Here is a 17886-nt window from a genome sequence, read left to right as displayed (position 1 = left end):
TGGGGGTTGTGGTCAGCCGCTTGTCGGCAGGCTTTGCAGGAACTGGCCTACGGCGGGCCCAAAGCGATCGTAGTCGACCAGGAATGCATCATGGCCCTGCGGCGAATCCATGCCGATGAACCGGGTCTGGGCGCCACCGGCGCGCAGCCCATCGGCAATCTGCTGCTGTTGCTCGACCGGGAACAGGATGTCGGTGTTGGCACCGATGGCCAGGGCGCGTTCGACGTGGATGTTGGCCAGGCCGGCGGCTACGTCGCCGTTGCCGTACTCGGCCAGGTCGAACCAGTCCATGGAGCGACCCAGGTAGAGATAGCAGTTGGGGTCGAAGCGGCGCACGAAGCGACGCGCATGGCCTTCCAGATAACTTTCCACCTGGAACTCCAGCCCGAACGGGTCGTCGTCGGTCTGTTCCGAGTCCAGCCGCACGCGGCCGAAGCGGCCATCCCACTCCAACGCCGAGCGGTAGGTGATGACGCCCAGCTTGCGCGCCATGCGCATGCCGGATTCCGGATAGTGCGCGTCGTCGTAGTCACCGTTGTTCCATGCCGGATCAAGTCGTATGGCTTCGCGTTGCAGCGAGCGGATGGCAATGGAGAAAGGCAGGGCTTGCGCACTGCCGGAGATGTTGATGTGGGCGCGGGCGATACCCGGGTGCTGCAACAGCACGGCCAGCGCGGTCATGCCGCCCATCGAATTGCCGATCAGGCAGGCAAGTTGGCTGATGCCCAGTGCCTTGACTACTTCGGCGGCGGCATTGGCAACGTCTTCGATCGACAGCTCGGGAAAACCCAGCCGATAGGGTTGGCCGGTGGCCGGATTGATCGAGGCCGGGCCGGTGGAACCCTTGCAGCTGCCCAGCGAGTTGACGCAGATGACGAACCAGCGGTCGGTATCGATGGGTTTGGCGGGGCCGAGCATGGGTTCCCACCAGCCAACGGCCGGGTTGTCGGCGTGGCTGGCGGCATGGGCATCGGGCGACAGCCCGGTGACGATGAGGATGGCGTTGCCCGCATCGGCGGCCAGCGTGCCCCAGGTTTCGTAGGCGACGCGGGCGCCCTGCAGGCTGCCGCCGCGCTTCATCGGAAAGGGGGACGAAAGCGCGTGGAAGCGGCTGCCCTCGGGTATGAATTCGGTCATCGGCCAATTTTAGCGGGGATGCGTGGCACATCTTCGCATGGGTGATAACCAGCGGTTATCACGCTATTCCGCCAACAGGCGGCAATGCTGGCGGCTGCCAACGTTGGCCGGGGCCGCTTGCCAGCGGATGCCGACCCTTACCGGCAGGTGGTCCGAGCCTATGTTGGGCCCGCGTTGATGGAAGCTGCCCGCCAGTTGTGGCGATACCAGTACATGGTCGATGCCGATACCGATCACGCCGGCACCTTCGCTGGGGTAAGTTGGGGCAGCGCCGGTGACGCGTTGCACATTGTGTTGCTGGGCTGCATACAAGGCACTGGACCACGCAGTGGCATTGAGGTCGCCGGCGATGACGGTGGCTTGGTCCGAGGCGCCGGCCAGTTCGCGCAACAGGCTGTCACGTGCCTTGAACTTGCGCACCGCCATCGGTGGTTTGGGGTGGACGGCGAACAAGCGCAACGGTTGGCCGAGCAGATCAATGCAAGCCTGCAGGTAGAGTGCGCCCAGCGTATCGGTGTGCAGTCTCGGCTCCATCAATGGGCGATCAGACAGAATGCCCAGGCCGGGTGGAGACTCCAAAGGGTGCAGCAGGGCATGACCGAAGCCGCCATTGCCGGCGTCGGCCAGCCGCTGTGCGTAGGCGGGCGAGAGTTCCGTCAGTACGACGATGTTGGCCGGATGTTCGCGAAGCCATTGCAATAGCGCCTGCGGGTCGTGTTGGCGGATATTGACGTTGGCGATGACGATGGTGAGCTGCGCGGGTTCCGCGCTTTGTGCGGCGGGCCGGCTTGCGGTGAACCATGGCAATGCAACCAACGGAAGCGCCAGAAGCCAACGCCTGCGGGTGGACGCCAGCAGCAAGCTGCAGGCCAGCCATGTGGCGGCATACCAGGGTTGCCAATGTGCAAACAGGTCCAGCGCCCAGGACAGGCCTTGGTCCCCCGGCAATACGGCGCGTTGCAGTGGCAGCAGCATGCCGAGCAGGGCCAGAGCGGCCACGCCGTAAAGCACGCGAGGTATCAACCAACGCCGGAAACCTTGCGTCGCAGTCGAGGCTGCAGCACGTCCTGCCTTGGCGTCCATGCCTGCAGGCCTCAGGGCCGGGGCTCGATCACCACATTCAAGGGTTCATTGGTTGGCAGCTTGACCCGGACCGGTTCCGATTCGATATCCCCTTCGCCGCGCATCGCCGTGCCACTGCTGGAGAGGCGGGCGAACACTTCCACTTCCTGCAGGTCGGACAATTTCTGCGTTGGCATGGGGCTGTCGCCGTCATCCAGCGTCACTGTCAGGGGAGTGGCCTGGGCCGGGTGACGTTCCACCGCCACCGGCATGGGCGGGCCGCCCGGGACGCGGGCGATGACGAACAGGGTCTCCTTACCGGAGGCGGCCCGCGCCGCCAGGGCCGGCGCAACCGTGACGGTTACCTGGATGCTGTTGCCTGCGGCCGTGGCGGCGGACGGTGTAGCGCTGGCATCGCGGCCGTGCGCGGTACTGGGCTTTTTGCCGCGGGCGATGTCGATCTGCTCCTGCAGGGCGACGGCAGCAGCCGGCTCCAGGCGGCTGAGCAGGCTTTCCCAGGTCTGTGCGGCCAGTTCGTCTTGGCCGCGCTGGCGCTGCACGATGCCGGTCAGCCAGATGGCGCGCTCGTTGTCGGGCGCCAGTTCGCGGGCATGGGCCAGCCATTGGCTGGCGGTATCGTCGAACAGGAACTTGGGATCGGCCTGGGCACGGGTCTGGGCAGCCTCGACCAGCACCCCGGGTTCGTCGGGGGCCAGTTGCACGGCGCGCTGGTAGGACGCGGCGGCATCGGCCACCTTGCCGATCTCCAGCTGTGAACGGGCCAGCAGCACCCAGCCATCCACCCGTTGCGGGTTCTTGGCCAGGGCCTCCTGCAGGGCGCTGATGCCTTGTTCAATAGTCTGCGGGCCCTCACTGGCCACGGCCTGCGGTTGCAGTGCGGCCGGGGTACCCAGCCACTGGTACAGGCCCAGCGTGGCGACGACGGCAAGGGCGAGCAGGGTGCCCCAGATGCGGTGCTGCCCCGCACGCCACAATGGCAGCAGCGCAAGCCCGGTAGCGACGGCGGCCAGCAGGCCCGCACCTATGAGGAAAGGCCAGTTCACCATTCGCGTTCTTCCTGGCTGGCATCGTCGGCAGCCGAGGCTGGCACGCTGCGCGCACGACGACGGACATGCAGCACCAGCACCACGGCACCGGCCAGCAGCAACAGGCCTGGGCCCAGCCACAACAGCAGGGTGCTGCCTTCCATCTGCGGCCGGTACAGCACGAACTCGCCGTAGCGTTCGACCAGGAACTGTTTGATCTCGGCGTCGCTGCGGCCTTCGTGCATCAGCTTGAGTACTTCGCGCCTCAGGTCGTGGGCGATCTGCGCATTGGAGTCGGCCAGCGACTGGTTCTGGCATTGCACGCAACGCAGTTCGGCGGTGAGTGCGTGGAAGCGGGCTTCCTCGGTGCGGTCGCGGTACTGAAGCGGGGTCGGGTCCCCGGCCGGTTGCGCCAGCGCGCCAGCCACCAACGCCAACCACAGCAGCAGGCCACCCAGGTATCTCATTGCAGCTTGCCCAGGTCAGGGGCGCCGGTGTGGCCACCGCTGGCGGCTTCCACTTTTTCCAGCGCGGGGATCAGCTGTTCGTCCATCACCTGCTGGGTAATGGCGCCACTGTACTTCCAGCGCACGATGCCGGCGCCATCCACCAGGAACGTCTCCGGCGCGGCGGCGATGCCCCAATCCAGTGCGGTGCGGCCTTCCTGGTCGGCCAGGACCACCATGTAGGGGTTGCCCAGCTGCTCCAGCCAGCGCAGGGCCTCGCTGGGTTCGTCCTTCCAGTTGTAGCCGATCATGCGCACACGCTTGGTTTCGGCGAAGCGGGTGAGGATGGGGTGCTCGTCGCGGCAGGTCGGGCACCAGCTGCCCCATACGTTGAGCACATACGGAGCGCCGCGCAGCTGTTTGTCGGTGACATGCACGCTGGGATCATGCAGCACCGGCAGCGAGAACGCCGGCGCTGGCTTGCCGATCAAGGCCGACGGCAGGCTGTCGCGATCGGGCCGGTCGGAGCGGCTTACCCCGTACAGCATCAAGCCCATCAGGCCGAGGAAAAACAACGCGCCAAGGATGATGGCGACGGGCGGCAGGCGGTGTGGCTTGTTGGGTTCGGGATTTGCTGCAGGGGTGTTCATCGGGACTTCTCGGGCAACCGGCGGAAGCGGCGGTCAACGGCGGTGATCAGCCCACCCAGGGCCATCAGCGCCGCGCCCAGCCAGATCCAGCGGACAAAGGGTTTGATCTGTACGCGCACGGCCCAGGAGCCGTCACCCAGTGATTCTCCCAGTGCGACGTACACATCGCCACCCAAGGCCGGATGGATGCCGGCCTCGGTCATGGGCTGGCCGCCACTGGCGTACATGCGCTTTTCCGGGTGCAGGCGGGCCACCAGGCGGTCGTCGCGCAGCACCTTCAGGTGGCCACGGTCGGAGTGGTAGTTGGGGCCATCGGTGGCGTCCACGCCTTCGAACACCAGCGTGTAGCCGCCGGCGTCAACCGATTGGCCAGGCGCCAGTGCCACTTCATGCTGCACGTTCAGTGCTTCCACCAGCAGGGCGCCGACCAGGAACACGGCGATACCCATATGGGCGACCAGCATGCCCCAGGTTTCAGCCTTGGGCCGGCCGCCGCCGCGCAGACGGGTCCACAGGTAGTACAGGGTGCCAGCGGCTACCCACACCGCGGCGGCGATGCCGATCCCGGTTTTCAGCTTGCCTTGGGGCGCCAACCACCAGCCGATCACGCCCAGTACCACGGCCAGCGCGGCCCAGGGCAGCAGCAGGGTCAGTGGGCGCATGCCCTGTTCGCGCTGCCAGCGGGTGAGCGGACCAAACGGCAGCAACAACACCAGCGGGGCCATCAGCAGCAGGAACAAGGTGCCGAAATAAGGCGGCCCCACCGACACCTTGCCCAGGTTCAGTGCATCGGCCAGCAACGGGTAGAGCGTGCCCAGCAGCACCATGGCGCAGGCGCTGGCCAGCAACAGATTGTTGGCCAGCAGGAGGCCTTCGCGCGAGTTGAGGGCAAATGCGCGCCTGGGGTCCTGGCCGTCGCCGCCCATGCCCGGTGCACGCAGCGCGTACAGCAGCAGTGAGCCGCCGACCACCACGCCCAGGAAGATCAGGATGAACAGGCCGCGCGAGGGATCGGCGGCAAACGAATGCACGCTGGTCAGCACGCCCGAGCGCACCAGGAAGGTACCCAGCAGTGACAGCGCGAATGCGGCGATGGCCAGCAGCAGGGTCCAGCCGACGAATACGCCGCGCTTTTCCGTGGCGGCCTGCGAGTGCAGCAGGGCCGCGCCCACCAGCCAGGGCATGAAACTGGCGTTCTCCACCGGGTCCCAGAACCACCAGCCGCCCCAACCAAGTTCGTAGTAGGCCCACCAGCTGCCCAAGGCAATGCCGATGGTCAGGAAGGCCCAGGCAACGTTGGTCCAGGGCCGTGTCCAGCGCAGCCAGCGCACGTCGATGCGACCGTCGAGCAGGGCAGCGATGGCGAAGGCGAACGGTACCGCAAACCCCACATAGCCCAGGTAGAGCAGGGGCGGGTGGATGATCAGCCCCGGATCCTGCAGCAGCGGGTTGAGATCGTGGCCTTCGGCCGGTGCCGGCAGCAGGCGGGCGAAGGGGTTGGAGGTGAACAGCAGGAAGGCCAGGAAGCCGACGCTGATCATGCCCATCACCGCCAGCACGCGTGCCACCACCGGCTCGGGCAACTGGCGGGAGAATTCACTGACCGCCGCGCTCCACAAGGCCAGCACCAGGGTCCACAGCAGCAGCGAGCCCTCGTGCGCGCCCCAAACCGCCGAATAGCGGTAGATCATCGGCAGCAGCGAGTTGGAATTTTCGGCCACGTAGCGCAGTGAGAAATCCTGGCGTACGAAGGCGATGGTCAGCACCACGAACGCACCCAGCACCATGGTCAGCTGCAACAAGGCGGTGGGGCGTGCGGTGGCCATCAGTGCGGGCAGGCCCCGTTGCGCACCAACCAGTGGCAGCACGCTCTGCAGCAGGGCCGCCAGCAGTGCGAGGATCAGTAGTACCTGTCCGATTTCAGCGAGCACTCAGGGCGTTTCCGTTGCTGGGGCCGTGGCCGGGATCTGGTGCTTGGTATGGGCCTGGCCCATCTTGTCGGCCAGCTCCTTGGGCATATAGGTTTCGTCGTGCTTGGCCAGCACGTCCTCGGCAACGAACACGCCGTCACGCATGCGCCCGGTGGCGACCACCGCCTGCCCCTCGCGGAACAGGTCGGGCAGGATGCGGTCGTAGCTGACCGGCAGCACGGCGTCGCCATCGGTAACGTCGAAGCGGGCCAGCAGCGCGCCGCTTTCCCGCTTGAACGAGCCCTTGGCGACCATGCCGCCCAGGCGGAAGCGTGCGTCAGGCGCAACCTTGCCGGCTTTCACTTCGGCAGGGGTGTAGAGGTAGGCGATATTGCGTTGCAGGGCGGTGGCAACCAGCACGGCGGCGATACCGGCTACCGCCACTACCAGCAGCACCAGCAGCAGGCGGCGACGTTGGGTCGGGCTCATCGGCTCAGCTCCTCGTCGCTGGGGGCCGCCTTGGCACGTTTGTCACGCGCGATGCGACCGCGTGCGTCGCGCAACTGCCGGCGGATCTGCATGCGCGGCACGATGAAGTCCCAGGCCAGCACGATAAAGAACACGGCGTAGGCCATCGCCACGTATTTGAAATAGCTCATGCCGATTTCTCCACGCGCTCGCGCACCCAGGCCTTGCCTGCGTCGCGGCGCAGGTTGTCGGCGCGGGCGCGGGTGAGCAGTGAGCCGGCAAACCAGAATTTGGTGGCGAACACCATCAGCCACAGCGGCAGGATCATGCTGCTGTCCATGCTGGATTCGCCAAACATGCGGATGGTCTGGCCCTGGTGCAGCGAGTTCCACCAGACGACGGAATACCGGATCACCGGCAGCAACACCACGCCGACGATGGCCAGCAGGCCAGCGGCGCGGGCCGCGGCACGGCGGTCGTCGATGGCACCGTACAGGCCCATCACACCCAGATACAGGAACAGCAGGATCAGTTCGGTGGTCAGGCGGGGGTCCCAATCCCACCAGGTGCCCCACATGGGTTTGCCCCAGATGCTGCCGGTGATCAGGGTGACCAGGGTGAACGCGGCACCGATCGGTGCGCAGGCCATGGCCAGGATCTCGCACAGCTTGATCCGCCAGATCAGCGCGATGGCACTGTAAAACGCCATCAGCCCGAACACGAACAGGCTCATCCAGGCCGCCGGCACGTGGATGTAGAGGATGCGGAAGCTGTCGCCCTGCTGGTAATCGGCAGGCACTACCGCCAGGGCTTGCCACAGGCCCAGTGCGAACAGCGGCAGCGACGCAAGATAGAACCACGGCGCCCAGCGGGCAGCAAAGCTGTCGAAGTAGGGCGGTGAGCCCAGCTTGTGAAACCAACCGACTAAAGCTTTGAACATCCGCACGCTCGCTGAGGAAGACCAAGGCCGGGCCACGTAGTGTGGCCCGACCGGCTGGGTGCAGTTGACGGCACCGTTGCTGTTTTCACACGCGTGCAAGATACCGCAAAACCAGCGTGTCGGCCGTTACCGGGTGCTTATTTGAGGGTGACCGTGCCCTTCATCATCGCCGAGTGACCGGGGAAACTGCAGAAAAACGACAGCGGTGCACCGGCGGCGTTGAGACTGGCCACCGGGATGGAGACCGACGTGCTTTCGCCGCCGCCGACCACCTTGCTGTGGGCAAGCACGCGGGTGTCGCCAGCCTTGAGGTAGTCCGCTGCCAGCCCGGCCTTGATGCCGTCGGCGTCGATGCCCGCCATGTCGGTGGTCCTGGCGATGACCACGTTGTGGCCCATCACGTTCTTGGCCATCTTGCCGGTGTGGCTCAGGTTGATGGTGAAGTTGGTGCAGGTCTTGGGCACGTCGATGTTGGTGAGGTTGTACTTCATCGCATCGTTGCCTTCCAGGCTCACCGAACAGCTATCGGCGGCATAGGCGGAGGAGGCACCACCAAGGGCGAGCAGGGCAAGGAAAATACGGGATTTCATGGGTAACTCCTCAAAACGCAGGTTGCAGAGGCACGCCACGGCGTGGCGCGGGGGAAGGTGAAACCGGTCTTACTCCTTCAGCGATGACAGCCAGGTGGAGACAGCCTTGATGCTGTCCCCATCCAACTGCTTGCCGATGCCGTGCATGACACGGCTGTTGGTTGAAGCGTCGATGGCGTCGTCGTGGAACTGTTGCAGGCGGGTCTGCAGGTAGTCGTTTTGCTGCCCGCGCAGCAAGGGGTAGGCGGCATACGGCGTGCGCCCGCTGCGGTCACGGTAGGCGGCTTGCGGATTGCCGCGGCCATCGGCGCCGTGGCAGCCCTGGCAAGGTGGGATGCCCTTGGCCGGGTCGCCCGCCATGTAGAGGCTCTGGCCCTGGGCAAGCAGGGCCGGGTCGATGGGATCGGCCGGAGCGGCGTCGGCCGGCGGCGGTGGATGCGGCAGACTGGCGTAATAGGCGGCCAAGTCGCGGATGTCCTGTTCTTCCAGCGGCGCGGCCATCGGCGTCATTGGCGACTCGGGCATGCGACCGTCCTTGTAGGCATGCAGCGCCCAGTACAGATAGTCGGCTTTCTGCCCGGCCAGGTTGGGAAAGGCGGGGGTGATGGCAATGCCGTCGGCCCCATGGCAGGCGGCGCAGACTTCGGACTTGCCCTTGCCGGCCTGGGCGTCACCGGCGGGGGCATGAGCGCGGCGCAGGTCAAGGCGCGGCAGTGGTTTGGCCGGCGTCTCGTTTGCAGCAGCGGCTTCGGGAGCGGCTGCCGGGGCATCGGCCGGGGCCGGTGGATCAGCCTGGCCGGCGGTGGCAGCCAGTGCGGCAATCAACCAGAGCGCCTTCATAGGGCCACCTCGAACAGCATGCCAACCAGGTTGACGTTGTACTTGGCCGGGCCGCCATCGGTGTAGACGCGGTGGTCATATAACAGCGTGTCCTCGAAACCGAAGTAGTGCCAATCGGAGAGATTGCCGCGCTCCCAGGTATCAAACACGCGCAGGCGCATGCGCTCGGTCAACGGCAGCGTCAGTCCGGCGGTCAGCGAAGTCACGCGATACTTCATCACCGGGTAGGCGCCGGTGGCCTGTGCGGCATTGGCAGGCGTGGTCATGGCGGCGGCCGAGTTCATGCGGTAGCGGGTGGTGCCGCGCGAATAGGTCCAGTTCCAGGCCAGGTCCAGTACCGCCCTGCCGAAGCGACGATTGAAGTTGACCCCGGCGTAGTGGTTGCGCTGGGCGTCATCCATCCACCAGCGGTAGGCCTCCGGGTAGGTCGGGCCACCCAGGTCCGGGGCGCTGCCGGTGCCGTCGTTGACGTTGGCAAATACCAGGGTGGAGCGGTCGTAGCCATACCAGGCGCTGGTGGTGGTCTCCGGGCTGGGCTGCCATTCCCACTGCACACTGCCGGAGTAGGTGTCAAAGCGCTGCCGGCCGATCTGTGCGTCGTAGCGGTTGCGGTCACCGCGCGCGGAGGCATAGATCGTCATGTCATGCGGCAGGATGAAGGTCGCCATCAGGTCCAGCTTCTGCTGGGTGCGCGAGGCGATGTCGTACTTGCGCAGCGCCGAGACCGTGTGCGGGCTGAGGCCGCCGGCAGGGTCGACGAAACCCGGCAGCGCGCTGGAGAAGGTGAACTCGTATGGATCGTAGTAGTAGCGGCTGCCGCTGCGGTCCAGGTAGGAGTAGTTGGCGCGGAAGGTGAGCCAGTCCAGCGCACGGTTGTTCCAGCCGAACTTGAGCAGGTTGTCGTGGGTGGTGGCCACCTCGCGGTGGGCGCGTTCGATCGCCGTGTAGGTGTAGCTGGCCGACAAGGTGTTCTTGTTGTTGGCGCGGAAATCGGCGCCGGTGGACACCTCGCGGGTTTCCTTGTCCAGCGGCAGGTTACGGATGCGGGTGAGCACCGAGGCATTCGGGCCGCGGTCCCATACGCCCATTTCGCCGGGCACCACGCTGCCCTGGGCACCGTTTTCGGCGATATAGCCGTACTGGTCGGTGAGCGGGTTGTAGGCCCAGTAGGTGCCGCTGTAGTCCTCGCGCAGATAGCGGGCGGTGTTGCGCCAGGTGACGTCGTCATTGGGCATCAGCACCAGGCGCGCATCGACCTTCTGGTTGTTGATGGCCAGCCCGGCACGTTTGCGCGACAGCGCGTCGGTGGTGCTCCAGTTGGCGCAGTCATAGATGAACGGTGGCGCCAGTGCCTGCCCGAACTGCCCCTGGCAGTCCATCGGCGCCAGCAGCTTGTCGTTCTGGCGCATGGTGGTCAGCGCCAGGTTGACCGAGAAATCGCCGTTCCAGCTGGGCAGCTTGCGGCCGAAGGTGGCGCCCAGACGGTGGTAGTCGTTCTCCGGCTCGTAGGCGAACGAGCCCTGGTAAAGCGGTGGCGTGTAGGCACCAGCCACCGAGTACAGGCCGTAGGGCACCTGGTAGTCGTAGGCGCTGTGCGCGTTGCGGAAGAACGAACCGGTGTAGTTGAAATCCGTGCGCCAGACGTTGCCGACAAAGCGGAAACCACCCATGAAGTTGAGCGTGCTGTCGTCGATCGGGCGCGGTATCTCGTAGACGCCGCCGTTGGCCGGGAACGGGTAGTTGAAGAAGAACGGCCCGCCAAACGGGCGCGCGCCCTTGCGCTCTTCATGGGTGAGGCTGGCATAGCCGGTCCAGCGCGGGTTGAGCAGGTAGTTGATGCTGACGCCCTGCTTGTCGCGGACCACGCTCAAGGTGCTGAACGGTTGCGCGGCGGACACGGCCGCAACCTGCGCGGCGGTGCTGCCGGCCGGGGTCAGGCCGTCCTTCAGGGTAAGGTGGTTGCTGCCGACGCCGTCCCAGATCGAGCGCGCGTTGCCGCTGAGCACGTTGGGCGTGCTGCGCGCGAATGCCTGCACCTTGTAGCGGCCGGCCTGGCCGAAGACCGCACGCAGGTACTGGTTGTCACGGCTGAGCCGGCTCAGCCGCACGTCCACATAACGGCCATCGTCGGCGCGGGCCAGGCTGAAATTGGCCTGCAGTACCACGCCATCGTCGGGGTCGCGGAAACGGCGCCAGGTGCTGTTGCGCTCGTCGCCGCTCAGGTGCAGGTAGCTCAGTGCCAGCTTGCCGGAGTAGGTCCAGCCGTTGTCACCGAAAGGCTTGGCGGTGGCCATCTGTGGCGCACAGCCATACAGGAAACCGGTCGGCGTGCGCCGGGTTTCCGCAGTGAGCCAGCTTTCGCCGTCCTTGTCACAGCCCTCCCAGCCGATGCGACCACTGGGGTCCAGCCAGTTGCCAAATTGCAGGTCGACGCCGGCGCCGCTGTCCTGGGCCTGTGCCAGGCCCGCCATCAAGGCCAGGGATAACAGTGACCAGCGGCAGTTCCTTGAACGATTCCGTGTGCACATGTCGTTCTCCCTTTACTTGTGCAGACGTGGGCCGGAAGGATGGTTGGAGCCGTGTACCTGGGCGTGGCAGGTGATGCAGCCACGCCCCATCAGCCGCTCGTCGGCGGTGAGGCCGTTGCCGAGCGAGGTTTCGGTCTGCAGGTCGTTGGGGTGGCGGGTATGCGAATGGCACTGCTGGCACAGCATCGGGATCGGCGCGACCAGCAGGGCATGCTGGTTGGAGCCATGCACCTGATGACAGTTCAGGCAGCTCTCGCGTACCGGCGCGTGTTCGAACAGGAACGGGCCGCGCTTTTCCGCGTGGCACTGGTAGCAGGTTTCGTTGACAGTGTCGGTCTTGAGCAGGGTGGGGTTGAGCGTGCCGTGCGGGTTGTGGCAATCGACACAGCTGATGGCGCCTTCCGGCAGGGGCATGTGCGAGCGCCGGTTGAACTGTTGGCGGATGTCCTTGTGGCAGGTGGCGCAGGTCTCACTGACCGACTGTTTGGCGGTGAGGCCTTCGGCCGAGAACTTGGTCATCGGGTTATGGCAATCGCTGCAGGACAGGTCATTGCGCTGATGGATGGAGCCCAGCCACGCATCACGCGGCCCGCCGGAGTGGCAGCCCAGGCAGCTTTCGGTCTGGTTGGCGATCGGCGTGCCACCATCGCGGGTGAAGGCGATGATCGATCCCTTCTGGGTGGGATTGGCCGCGTGCACCGAGCCCGGGCCGTGGCAGGCCTCGCAGGTGGCGGTTGCCGGATTGGCAGCCAGCGCCACCTGCATGCCGGCGGCGTGCGCGGTATGCGCGAAGTTGTCGTTTTCCTTGCTGTGGCAGGCGGTACACACCTGCTGGCCGACCGATTTGGCTTCCGGGTGCGCCTTGTTGCGCGCCGGTACGGCATCGGCAAAGCCGGGCGGGGCATTGAAGCCATGGCCGGATTGGGTGGAGGCAAAGTGGGTTTCGGGCAATTTGACGGCCTGCCCGGACGCGTCGGCCTTGATCGGCGCCAACCAGGCGGCGGCGACCAGGGCCACAGTTGCGACCAACATCACAAACGCTAGGTAGAGCCGCACGTTCCCCTCCTTGTGTTGTCCCTGCCGATGGGTGGGTGACAACGGGTGCCGACAACGTAATGGCGATTACGTCACGATTCTGTGAGCGGCTTGGGTACAGTGCAAGCTGCAACGCAGCAAGCGGAGGTTCAGGTTCGGGGCAGGGCGCCGTTCAGGAAAAGCGTGACCGCCGATCGTGCCTGTTCCTGCGCCAGCGGCACGTCGTTGGCCCCCATGCGCCCGTTGACCGAGCGCAGGATCACCCCGCCGATCACCAGCATGTAGAAATGCCGTGCGGCCAGGTCGGGGTCTTCGATATGCAGGCGGCCAGCGTCGTGCTCGCGGGCGAAATAGCGGCTGAGCAGGATCTCCATCGTGGTCACACCATGGGCCTGGAACCAGTCGCGCAGTTCCGGCTGGCTCATGCCTTCGGCAATGACCACGCGATGGCAGGCGATGCGTGCTGGCGAAAGAATTTCTTCAACCATCTTGAACGCGGCCTGTTCCAGCGCCTCCTGGGGAGGCAGGTTGGAGCTGGACAGTTCGTCCAAGCTGCGACCGAACTGGTTGATGCTGCGCTCCATCAACGCGTGCACCAGCCCCACCTTGTCGCCGAAGGCGCGATAGAGGGTGGCCATGGAGCCACCAGCGAGCTTGACGATGTCAGCCAGGCGGGCGGCCTGATAGCCCTTCTCGTTGAAGATGACCGTCGCCGCTTCCAGGAATTTTTCCACCCGCAGTTCGCCGCGGCGCTGCAGTTCAACCGCAGGGCGGGGCGGCAGCGTGGGCAGGTCAGGGCTGGGGTTTTCTGGGCGGTGCCGGTTGGGCATGGGCTGACGAGCGCGGGTGTGAAGCCGGCGTCAAGAATAGCGCTTTATGAGTTGGCAATGCGGATGGCAAGTGCGGCTGCAAGGGGGGCCAATACCGCGCTTACGACCAACCCGGCAGCGAGCATCAACAGGGCACCCAGCGGGTCCAGCCCCTGCGCCGCCGCTGCCACCGAGCCGGCACCGAATACCAGCACCGGTACGTACAGCGGCAGGACCAGCAATGCCAGCAGGATGCCGGCGCGGCGCATGCCAACGGTCAGCGCCGCTACCACCGCGCCCAGCAGGCTGAGCAGGGGAGTGCCCAATGCCAGCGATGCGATCAGGACCGGCAGCTGTGCACGTGGCAACTGCATCAGCTCGGCCAGCAGTGGGCTGACCAGCACCAGCGGGAAGGCCGTGGTCAGCCAGTGCGAGAACACCCGAACCGCGACCAGCCAGGCCAGGGATACCGGCGACAGCAGCCATTGCTCCAGCGAACCGTCCTCGGCATCGCTGCGGAACAGGCTGTCCAGCGACAACAGGCCGGCCAGCAGTACCGCCAGCCACAATACGGCCGAGGCAACGCTCTGCAGCAGGCGCGGTTCGCCGCCCAGGGCCAGCGCGAACAGCGCAACCACCAACAGGGCAAACAGTACCGGCTGGGCGGCGTCGCCGCGGCGGCGCCAGAGCAGTTTCAGGTCACGCACCAGCAGCGCGCGGCCGGCGCTGAACAAGGTCGGTTGCGGTCCGGGCAGGCTCATGCGGCGGCCTCCTGATCGGGTCGGCCCAAGGTGAGCAGGCGGTTGCGTACCGGCGGCGCAGCATAGGCACCGTGGGTGGTGACCAAGGCCGCACCACCACTACGCAGGTGCGCCGAGATCATCCGGTTGACCAGGTTGATACCCTCCAGGTCGAGGTTGGCGTAAGGCTCGTCCAGCAGCCAGACCGGGGCGGGCGACAGCCACACCCTGGCCAGCGACAAGCGCTTTTTCTGCCCGGCCGACAGTTGCCGCACCGGCGTTTCCTCGTAGCCGGCCAGGCCGACGATGGCCAGCGCATTGCCGGGCATCTGGCGTGCGCGGCGGCCCTGCAGGCCGCACAGGAAGTGCAGGTTCTCCAGTGTGCCCAGATCCTGCTTGAGTGCGGTGAGGTGGCTCAGGTAGGCAATGTAGCGCGAGCGGTCACTGTTGCTGGCCGTGCGCCCATCGATCTCGATCTGCCCCTGGTCTGCTGCCAGCAGGCCGGCCAACACGCGCAGCAGGGTGGTCTTGCCGGCACCGTTGCTGCCCTGCACCAGCAGGGCTTCGCCAGCGTCCACGTGCAGGTCCAACGGGCCGAACACCGGTTCTTCGTTGCGGCTGAAGCGCAATCCGCGGGCGGCGAGCAATGGCGGGGCGGTGGTGGAGTCAATCATCGATCGGGCGCTTCCGTCCTTGGAGGAGGGCACTGCCGGGCGGGTGCCGGGAGGGGGCGCATTATAGACCCGGCATCGCCATGTCCTGCAGCAATGGCGTCCGCGCTGCGGCTTAAATCCGCGGCTTTGCGTAAACTCGGTGCTTTCCTCCGCCGGCGTGTACGTAACGATGCAACCGCAGACCAAGCTGCCCAAGGTGGGCACCACCATTTTCACCGTGATGTCGCAGCTGGCTGCCGAACACGGCGCGGTCAACCTGGGCCAGGGCTTTCCGGATTTCCCGGCGCCGCAGCGGCTGATAGATGAAACCGCCAAGGCCATGCGTGATGGCTTGAACCAGTATGCGCCGATGACCGGCGTGGCCCCCCTGCGGCAGGCCATCGCACAGAAGGTGCTGGATTGCTACGGCGCCCAGGTGGACGCTGACAGCGAGATCACGGTGACCTCGGGCGGTACCGAAGCCATCTTCAACGCCATCCATGCAGTGGTGCGGGCGGGCGAGGAAGTGATCGTGCTGGACCCGGCTTATGATTGTTACGAACCGGCCATCGACCTGGCCGGCGCGCGCGCGGTGCACGTGGCGCTGGATCCGCAGACTTTTGCGGTGGATTGGGACAAGGTGCGCGCCGCCATCACCCCGCGCACCCGCATGCTGATGGTCAATACCCCGCACAACCCCTCCGGGGCGATGCTGTCGGCTGCCGACATGCAGGCCTTGATCGAGGTGCTGCGCGGCACCGATATCTACCTGGTTTCAGACGAAGTCTACGAGCACATCGTCTATGACGGCGCCCGCCATGAATCGGCGCTGCGCTACCCGGAGCTGCGCGAGCGCGCGTTCGTGATCTCCAGCTTCGGCAAGACCTACCATTGCACCGGTTGGAAGATCGGCTATGCGATCGCGCCGCCGGCCATGACCGCCGAGTTCCGCAAGGTCCATCAGTACAACACCTTCACCACTTACAGCCCAGCGCAATATGGCTTTGCCGCGATGATCCGCGACGAGCCCGAGCACCACCTTGAACTGGGGGCCTTCTACCAGGCCAAGCGCGACCGTTTCCGCGAGCAGTTGCTGAGCACCCGGCTGAAGCCGTTGCCGGTGCCAGGCGGATACTTCCAGTTGGTGGATTACTCGGCCATCAGCGATCTGCCGGACCATGAGTTCGTGAAGTGGCTGACCATCGAGAAGGGCGTCACCGCCATTCCGTTGTCGCCGTTCTACGAAACGCCGCCGGCCGGGCAGCGCCTGGTGCGTCTGTGCTTTGCCAAGAACGAGGCCACCCTGGATGCCGCGATCGAACGGCTCCAGGCGCTCTGATCCAGGCCGGGCATGCCGACAGGTACGCTGCTGATGCTGCTCAGTGCCGGCCTGCTGCTGCTTGCCGGCTTACTGAAGCTGTTGCTGTTTTTCTCGGTGGTGCAGGAAGGCGTGCGGCAGCGACAGGTATCGGTGGATGATGGGCTGCTTGCCCTGCGCGGCAGTTTTTCCCGCTACACGCGCCTCTACCTCGGCATGTTGAGCGAGGAAGAACGGCGCCAGCCCGGCAATCGCTGGGTGGCAGGCCTGCAATGGCTGCTGCCGGTGCTGACCATGGTATTCGTGGCCAGTGTGATATTTCGTTTTCGGTGGTAGGGACAGAAATGACCATGCAAGACCTACGTATCTCGCTTGTACAGGGTGACACCCGCTGGCACGACCCGGCGGGCAACCGTGACTACTACGCGGCGTTGCTGGCACCGCTGGCCGGGCAGACGGATCTGGTGATCCTGCCGGAGACCTTCACCAGTGGCTTCTCCAACGACGCCATCGATCAGGCCGAGGACATGGACGGGCCAACCGTGGCATGGATCCGCGACCAGGCGCGCGCGCTGGACGCGGCGGTGACCGGCAGCGTGCAACTGCGGGTGGATGGCAAGGTCCATAACCGCCTGCTGTGGGCCACGCCCGATGGACAACTGCACTACTACGACAAGCGCCATCTGTTCCGCTATGGCGGCGAACACAAGCGTTATGCCGCCGGCAATGCACGCCTGTGCATTGAATGGAAAGGCTGGCGGATCAATCCACAGGTCTGCTACGACCTGCGCTTTCCAGTGTTCTGCCGCAACCGTTACGACGTGGAACGCGCCGGGCAGCTGGATTTCGACCTGCAGATCTTCGTCGCCAACTGGCCGTCGGCGCGCTCCCATGCCTGGCGCACGCTGGCCCGCGCGCGCGCCATCGAGAACCTGTGCTACGTGGCGGTGGTCAACCGCATCGGCGTGGACGGCAACAACCTGCACTACAGCGGGGACAGCGCGGTGATCGACTTCCTGGGCCAGGCGCAGGTAGAGATCCGCGAGCACGAACAGGTCGTGACCAGCACGATCTCGGCGCAGGCCCTGGCTGCACACCGCGAGCGCTTCCCGGCCATGCTGGATGCTGATGCGTTCGAACTGGCCGGGCCGGTGGAGGCTCGCTGAACGCTGACCCTTGTGCCCGGGTTGCGGGCCGCTACGCAGCGCTCCGGCGCTGCTAGTCTCGGCGCTGGTTACAACCGGCAGGAGGAAACCCGATGAAGAAGATCACCACAGCCCTGTTGCTGCTGGCAGTTGGTGCGGTCGCACCGGCGGCACAGGCAGCAGGCAACATCGATTGCGAGCTGCGCTACAACCTGTCCGGCTGGTCGGCGTTCTACAAGACCGCGGAAGGGACGGGCACGATCAGTTGTGACAACGGCACAAGTTTCCCGGTCAAGATCACCGCCAAGGGTGGGGGGCTGACGGTTGGACGCACAACCATTACCGATGGACGCGGCAAGTTCACGGGGGCGTATTCTCTGAATGATCTGGTTGGCACCTACGCGGCAGCCGAGGTCCATGCGAGTGCATCGCGGGCAACCGACGCGCAGGTGATGACCAAGGGCGACGTGTCGCTGGCACTGGCAGGTACCGGTCGGGGCTGGAGCCTGGGGGTTGGCTTCGGCAAGTTCGTCATTGAACGCCGCTAGGTGTGTAAACCCACCACGTTG

Annotated in this window: 20 protein-coding genes; 4 read left to right on the top strand and 16 right to left on the bottom strand. The window is 65.7% G+C overall.

What is annotated here, in order from left to right:
* Positions 1–12 precede the first annotated feature (12 nt).
* The 16 genes from metX to ccmA all read right to left on the bottom strand — a co-directional run bounded on the left by metX (position 13) and on the right by ccmA (position 14875).
* Positions 13–1137, bottom strand: a complete 1125-nt coding sequence (gene metX / locus B2527_RS02380; RefSeq protein ID WP_293705949.1) for a homoserine O-acetyltransferase MetX — start codon at positions 1135–1137, stop codon at positions 13–15.
* Between the two features lie 63 nt (positions 1138–1200).
* Entirely contained in the window at positions 1201–2136 is a 936-nt protein-coding gene (locus B2527_RS02375) for an endonuclease/exonuclease/phosphatase family protein (protein ID WP_293705948.1), read from the bottom strand.
* 95 nt (positions 2137–2231) lie between these two features.
* Complete coding sequence (locus B2527_RS02370) at positions 2232–3266, bottom strand: tetratricopeptide repeat protein (RefSeq protein WP_293705947.1); 1035 nt, start codon at positions 3264–3266, stop codon at positions 2232–2234.
* Positions 3260–3712: a cytochrome c-type biogenesis protein gene (locus B2527_RS02365; RefSeq protein ID WP_293705946.1), complete on the bottom strand. Its 453-nt coding sequence runs from the start codon at positions 3710–3712 to the stop codon at positions 3260–3262. Before B2527_RS02365 ends, B2527_RS02370 begins: the two co-directional genes overlap by 7 nt.
* Positions 3709–4341, bottom strand: a complete 633-nt coding sequence (locus B2527_RS02360) for a DsbE family thiol:disulfide interchange protein (protein WP_293705945.1) — start codon at positions 4339–4341, stop codon at positions 3709–3711. The genes B2527_RS02365 and B2527_RS02360 overlap by 4 nt, the downstream gene beginning before the upstream one ends.
* Positions 4338–6272, bottom strand: a complete 1935-nt coding sequence (locus B2527_RS02355; RefSeq protein ID WP_293705944.1) for a heme lyase CcmF/NrfE family subunit — start codon at positions 6270–6272, stop codon at positions 4338–4340. Before B2527_RS02355 ends, B2527_RS02360 begins: the two co-directional genes overlap by 4 nt.
* Positions 6273–6740 carry a cytochrome c maturation protein CcmE gene (ccmE, locus tag B2527_RS02350; protein ID WP_293705943.1) on the bottom strand — a complete coding sequence of 156 codons (468 nt, stop codon included), beginning with the start codon at positions 6738–6740 and terminating at the stop codon, positions 6273–6275.
* The gene (ccmD, locus tag B2527_RS02345) at positions 6737–6910 is read right to left on the bottom strand and encodes a heme exporter protein CcmD (RefSeq protein WP_293705942.1); all 174 of its coding nucleotides are present in this window, start codon (positions 6908–6910) and stop codon (positions 6737–6739) included. The genes ccmE and ccmD overlap by 4 nt, the downstream gene beginning before the upstream one ends.
* The gene (gene ccmC / locus B2527_RS02340; protein ID WP_293705941.1) at positions 6907–7659 is read right to left on the bottom strand and encodes a heme ABC transporter permease CcmC; all 753 of its coding nucleotides are present in this window, start codon (positions 7657–7659) and stop codon (positions 6907–6909) included. Before ccmC ends, ccmD begins: the two co-directional genes overlap by 4 nt.
* Positions 7660–7796: 137 nt before the next feature.
* Complete coding sequence (azu, locus tag B2527_RS02335; protein ID WP_293705940.1) at positions 7797–8249, bottom strand: azurin; 453 nt, start codon at positions 8247–8249, stop codon at positions 7797–7799.
* Between the two features lie 69 nt (positions 8250–8318).
* Positions 8319–9089 (bottom strand): c-type cytochrome, encoded by a 771-nt coding sequence (locus B2527_RS02330; protein WP_293705939.1) that lies wholly within the window; start codon positions 9087–9089, stop codon positions 8319–8321.
* Positions 9086–11617: an MtrB/PioB family outer membrane beta-barrel protein gene (locus B2527_RS02325; RefSeq protein WP_293705938.1), complete on the bottom strand. Its 2532-nt coding sequence runs from the start codon at positions 11615–11617 to the stop codon at positions 9086–9088. The genes B2527_RS02330 and B2527_RS02325 overlap by 4 nt, the downstream gene beginning before the upstream one ends.
* A 12-nt stretch (positions 11618–11629) precedes the next feature.
* On the bottom strand, positions 11630–12649 hold the full coding sequence (locus tag B2527_RS02320) for a DmsE family decaheme c-type cytochrome (protein WP_293705937.1): 1020 nt from the start codon (positions 12647–12649) through the stop codon (positions 11630–11632).
* Between the two features lie 152 nt (positions 12650–12801).
* Positions 12802–13482 carry a TetR/AcrR family transcriptional regulator gene (locus B2527_RS02315; protein WP_293705936.1) on the bottom strand — a complete coding sequence of 227 codons (681 nt, stop codon included), beginning with the start codon at positions 13480–13482 and terminating at the stop codon, positions 12802–12804.
* Positions 13483–13526: 44 nt separating this feature from the next.
* Entirely contained in the window at positions 13527–14222 is a 696-nt protein-coding gene (gene ccmB / locus B2527_RS02310) for a heme exporter protein CcmB (RefSeq protein ID WP_293705935.1), read from the bottom strand.
* Positions 14219–14875 (bottom strand): heme ABC exporter ATP-binding protein CcmA, encoded by a 657-nt coding sequence (gene ccmA, locus B2527_RS02305; protein ID WP_293705934.1) that lies wholly within the window; start codon positions 14873–14875, stop codon positions 14219–14221. Before ccmA ends, ccmB begins: the two co-directional genes overlap by 4 nt.
* A 169-nt stretch (positions 14876–15044) precedes the next feature.
* On the opposite strand from ccmA, the gene B2527_RS02300 reads away from it, so the two are divergent.
* The 4 genes from B2527_RS02300 (at position 15045) to B2527_RS02285 (ending at position 17865) form a co-directional block, all read left to right on the top strand.
* Positions 15045–16193, top strand: a complete 1149-nt coding sequence (locus B2527_RS02300; RefSeq protein WP_293705933.1) for a pyridoxal phosphate-dependent aminotransferase — start codon at positions 15045–15047, stop codon at positions 16191–16193.
* Between the two features lie 12 nt (positions 16194–16205).
* Positions 16206–16508, top strand: a complete 303-nt coding sequence (locus B2527_RS02295) for a hypothetical protein (protein WP_293705932.1) — start codon at positions 16206–16208, stop codon at positions 16506–16508.
* 14 nt (positions 16509–16522) lie between these two features.
* Complete coding sequence (locus B2527_RS02290; RefSeq protein ID WP_293705931.1) at positions 16523–17338, top strand: amidohydrolase; 816 nt, start codon at positions 16523–16525, stop codon at positions 17336–17338.
* A 92-nt stretch (positions 17339–17430) separates the two neighbouring features.
* Positions 17431–17865 carry a hypothetical protein gene (locus B2527_RS02285; protein ID WP_293705930.1) on the top strand — a complete coding sequence of 145 codons (435 nt, stop codon included), beginning with the start codon at positions 17431–17433 and terminating at the stop codon, positions 17863–17865.
* Positions 17866–17886 lie beyond the last annotated feature (21 nt).

This window comes from Stenotrophomonas sp. UBA7606, from assembly GCF_002477705.1.
GTDB lineage: Bacteria > Pseudomonadota > Gammaproteobacteria > Xanthomonadales > Xanthomonadaceae > Stenotrophomonas.
Note: the sequence above shows the minus strand (reverse complement) of the source record. Positions and strands in the feature narration are given on the sequence as shown.

Bases quoted from the DNA above. Each gene is read 5' to 3' on its own strand.
- metX (WP_293705949.1), bottom strand. From the start codon at position 1,137: ATGACCGAATTCATACCCGAGGGCAGCCGCTTCCACGCGCTTTCGTCC.
- B2527_RS02370 (WP_293705947.1), bottom strand. From the start codon at position 3,266: ATGGTGAACTGGCCTTTCCTCATAGGTGCGGGCCTGCTGGCCGCCGTC.
- B2527_RS02365 (WP_293705946.1), bottom strand. From the start codon at position 3,712: ATGAGATACCTGGGTGGCCTGCTGCTGTGGTTGGCGTTGGTGGCTGGC.
- B2527_RS02360 (WP_293705945.1), bottom strand. From the start codon at position 4,341: ATGAACACCCCTGCAGCAAATCCCGAACCCAACAAGCCACACCGCCTG.
- ccmE (WP_293705943.1), bottom strand. From the start codon at position 6,740: ATGAGCCCGACCCAACGTCGCCGCCTGCTGCTGGTGCTGCTGGTAGTG.
- ccmD (WP_293705942.1), bottom strand. From the start codon at position 6,910: ATGAGCTATTTCAAATACGTGGCGATGGCCTACGCCGTGTTCTTTATC.
- ccmC (WP_293705941.1), bottom strand. From the start codon at position 7,659: ATGTTCAAAGCTTTAGTCGGTTGGTTTCACAAGCTGGGCTCACCGCCC.
- azu (WP_293705940.1), bottom strand. From the start codon at position 8,249: ATGAAATCCCGTATTTTCCTTGCCCTGCTCGCCCTTGGTGGTGCCTCC.
- B2527_RS02330 (WP_293705939.1), bottom strand. From the start codon at position 9,089: ATGAAGGCGCTCTGGTTGATTGCCGCACTGGCTGCCACCGCCGGCCAG.
- B2527_RS02325 (WP_293705938.1), bottom strand. From the start codon at position 11,617: ATGTGCACACGGAATCGTTCAAGGAACTGCCGCTGGTCACTGTTATCC.
- B2527_RS02320 (WP_293705937.1), bottom strand. From the start codon at position 12,649: ATGTTGGTCGCAACTGTGGCCCTGGTCGCCGCCGCCTGGTTGGCGCCG.
- B2527_RS02315 (WP_293705936.1), bottom strand. From the start codon at position 13,482: ATGCCCAACCGGCACCGCCCAGAAAACCCCAGCCCTGACCTGCCCACG.
- ccmB (WP_293705935.1), bottom strand. From the start codon at position 14,222: ATGAGCCTGCCCGGACCGCAACCGACCTTGTTCAGCGCCGGCCGCGCG.
- ccmA (WP_293705934.1), bottom strand. From the start codon at position 14,875: ATGATTGACTCCACCACCGCCCCGCCATTGCTCGCCGCCCGCGGATTG.
- B2527_RS02300 (WP_293705933.1), top strand. From the start codon at position 15,045: ATGCAACCGCAGACCAAGCTGCCCAAGGTGGGCACCACCATTTTCACC.
- B2527_RS02295 (WP_293705932.1), top strand. From the start codon at position 16,206: ATGCCGACAGGTACGCTGCTGATGCTGCTCAGTGCCGGCCTGCTGCTG.
- B2527_RS02290 (WP_293705931.1), top strand. From the start codon at position 16,523: ATGCAAGACCTACGTATCTCGCTTGTACAGGGTGACACCCGCTGGCAC.
- B2527_RS02285 (WP_293705930.1), top strand. From the start codon at position 17,431: ATGAAGAAGATCACCACAGCCCTGTTGCTGCTGGCAGTTGGTGCGGTC.